The sequence below is a fragment of the Campylobacter taeniopygiae genome (assembly GCF_005406225.1).
GTDB classification, from domain to species: Bacteria; Campylobacterota; Campylobacteria; order Campylobacterales; family Campylobacteraceae; genus Campylobacter_D; species Campylobacter_D taeniopygiae.
Window position 1 is genome coordinate 1 of sequence record NZ_NXLY01000035.1, and the last position, 3,487, is coordinate 3,487.

Genomic DNA, 3,487 nt, shown 5'->3' on the forward strand with positions numbered 1-3,487 from the left:
ATTAACTAAACTATTTTATATTTAAAAGATTAAATACTCTAAGAAGATTAAAATAAGAAGTAGAATAATTAACAAGTCCGCAATGAGCTACTTTCCCCCTGCCAGTAAGGCGTAGTATCATCACCCACGATGTGCTTAGCTTCTTGGTTCGGGATGGAGCAAGGCGTTTCCACATCTGTATAATCACGGACATTGTTATTTAAATATTCTTTGATGAATACTTAAAAAACAATGTTAAAAGCAAGTTAAAAACCTTTACTTTCTTTTTAAGGTAAAAACCTTAACAAGGAAGTGATGCTTATAAAAAGATAAGCCAAACGCTCTATTAGTACTGGTCAGCTAAAAGACTTTCATCTATTACACACCCAGCCTATCAAACTAGTAGTCTTCTAGAGAGCTTAGAGAAGATTCATCTTAGAGTTGGCTTCACGCTTAGATGCTTTCAGCGTTTATCCTTTCCAAACTTAGCTACGCTGCGATGCTCTTGGCAGAACAACAGCTACACCAGTGGTTTGTTCAACCCGGTCCTCTCGTACTAGGGTCAAATCTCTTCAATCTTCTTACGCCCACGGCAGATAGGGACCGAACTGTCTCACGACGTTCTGAACCCAGCTCGCGTACCGCTTTAAATGGCGAACAGCCATACCCTTGGGACCTGCTCCAGCCCCAGGATGCGATGAGCCGACATCGAGGTGCCAAACCTCCCCGTCGATGTGAGCTCTTGGGGGAGATCAGCCTGTTATCCCCGGGGTACCTTTTATCCTTTGAGCGATGGCCCTTCCACACAGAACCACCGGATCACTAAGACCGACTTTCGTCTCTGCTTGACTTGTATGTCTTGCAGTTAAGCTGGCTTATACCTTTATACTCTACAAACGATTTCCAACCGTTTTGAGCCAACCTTTGTAAGCCTCCGTTATTATTTGGGAGGCGACCGCCCCAGTCAAACTACCCACCAGACATTGTCCCACTTGAGGATAACTCAAGCTGGTTAGCTACCCAAATAAGAAAGAGTGGTATCTCAACAATGGCTCATATACAACTGGCGTCATATACTCAAAGCCTCCCACCTATCCTGCACATTCTTATCCAAATAGCAGTGTCAAGCTGTAGTAAAGGTCCACGGGGTCTTTCCGTCTTGCCGCGGGTAGGAGGAATTTTCACCTCCACTACAATTTCACTGGATCCCTCTTTGAGACAGCTCCCATCTCGTTACGCCATTCATGCAGGTCGGTATTTAACCGACAAGGAATTTCGCTACCTTAGGACCGTTATAGTTACGGCCGCCGTTTACTCGGGCTTCGATCAAGAGCTTCGCTAATGCTAACCCCATCAATTAACCTTCGAGCACCGGGCAGGCGTCACACCCTATACATCCTCTTACGAGTTAGCAGAGTGCTGTGTTTTTGGTAAACAGTCGGGAGGGACTCTTTGTTGTAAGTTTCTTCGCTTTCGGAGTAAATCCTAGTACGAAGCGAACCACACCTTATACCGAAGATACGGTGCTATTTTGCAGAGTTCCTTAAAGAGAGTTCTTCCACGCGCCTTAGAATACTCATCCCACCCACCTGTGTCGGTTTACGGTACGGGCAACATTAGCTAAACTTAGAAACTTTTCTTGGCTCGACGGCATCAGCAATTCTTCTATCCATCCGAAGACTTCAAAAAGCCTGTCAGTTCTCGGAGTATTCTTATACGGATTTGCCTGTATAAGCTCCTACAACCTTCGACTAGCACTTCCATCCGCTAGCTTGCTTAGCCCTAAGCGTCCTTCCATCGCACACTAATGTTGGTATTGGAATATTAACCAATTTGCCATCACCTACCCCTTTCGGACTCGGCTTAGGACCCGACTAACCCTACGATGACGAGCATCGCGTAGGAAACCTTGGGTTTACGGCGTTAATGATTCTCACATTAATTATCGCTACTCATGCCTGCATGCTCACTTCTATTCGCTCCAGCACTCCTTACCGGTATACCTTCGACGCAAATAGAACGCTCTCCTACCACTTGACAAAGTCAAGTCTACAGCTTCGGTACTTACTTTAGCCCCGTTATATTTTCCGCGCAAAATCACTAGACCAGTGAGCTATTACGCTTTCTTTAAAGGATGGCTGCTTCTAAGCCAACCTCCTGGTTGTTTAAGTAACTTCACATCGTTTTCCACTTAAGTAAGATTTAGGGACCTTAGCTGGTAGTCTGGGTTGTTTCCCTCTTGACGACGGATTTTATCACTCGCCGCCTGACTGCTGTGATTACATATAAGGTATTCGGAGTTTGATAGGGTTTGGTACATTGGTGTATGCCCTAGCCCATTCAGTGCTCTACCCCCTTATACTACGACACAACGCTATACCTAAATATATTTCGGAGAGAACCAGCTATCACGAAGTTTGATTGGCCTTTCACCCCTATCCACAAGTCATCCCGGGGCTTTTCAACGCCTATGGGTTCAGTCCTCCACTAGTTCTTACACTAGCTTCAACTTGCTCATGGATAGATCACTTCGTTTCGGGTCTGCAGCATCTGACTAAGCGCCCTATTCAGACTCGCTTTCGCTACGGCTTCGCGTGTGCTTAACCTTGCCAGACACCACAACTCGCAGGCTCATTATGCAAAAGGCAGTCCATCACACTGTATTGCTACATAGTGCTCTGAATGATTGTAAGCAAATGGTTTCAGGTTCTATTTCACTCTGATCACCTCAGTTCTTTTCACCTTTCCCTCACGGTACTTGTGCACTATCGATCTGGTATTAGTATTTAGGGTTGGATCGTGGTCGACCCAGCTTCAGACAAAATTCCACGTGTTTCGCCCTACTCAGGATACTGCTAGCTAAAGTTCGGTTTTCGCATACGGGACTATCACCCTCTATGGCTACACTTTCCAGAGTGTTCTGCTAACTTCACTTATTGCACATTGCAGTCCTACAACCCCCAATGCAAGCATTGGGTTTGCCCTCTTACGCTTTCGCTCGCCGCTACTGACGCAATCTCTATTGATTTCTTTTCCTGAGGGTACTAAGATGTTTCAATTCCCCTCGTTCGCTCCTATATTAGGTAATGTATATCTCTATACATTGGGTTGCCCCATTCGGAAATCTACGGATCAAAGCTTCTTGACAGCTCCCCGTAGCTTATCGCAGTCTAGTACGTCCTTCATCGCCTTTACCAGTCAAGGCATCCACCATTCGCTCTTAGTAGCTTACCTTTTTTACCTTTTTTTAGTTGATTCTAAAACGCATCACTTCCTTGTTAAAGTTTTTATAATAAGACTTCTTTAATTATAACTGTCTTAAGACGGAAAGCATTTAAACACTTATATTAAGCAATAAATATAAGCTGTGAAGTTTAAAACTTATTCTTTAAAATCTTTAATTTAGCTTTTAAAGAAAAAGACAGTGAAGTTTTATTCTTTAACAAGTTCAGTAAAATTGTTTTTAAAACTTGCTTGTGACTTTTAACATTGGTAAGTTAAAGAACAT

The 3,487-nt window shown here is 43.8% G+C and carries 2 rRNA genes; both read right to left on the bottom strand.

Annotation, left to right across the window (positions count from 1 at the left end):
• Positions 1-74: 74 nt before the first annotated feature.
• Positions 75-191: ribosomal RNA gene (rrf, locus tag CQA75_RS08740) — 5S ribosomal RNA — on the bottom strand.
• 113 nt (positions 192-304) lie between these two features.
• Positions 305-3,213, bottom strand: a 23S ribosomal RNA gene (locus tag CQA75_RS08745).
• Between the last annotated feature and the right edge of the window lie 274 nt (positions 3,214-3,487).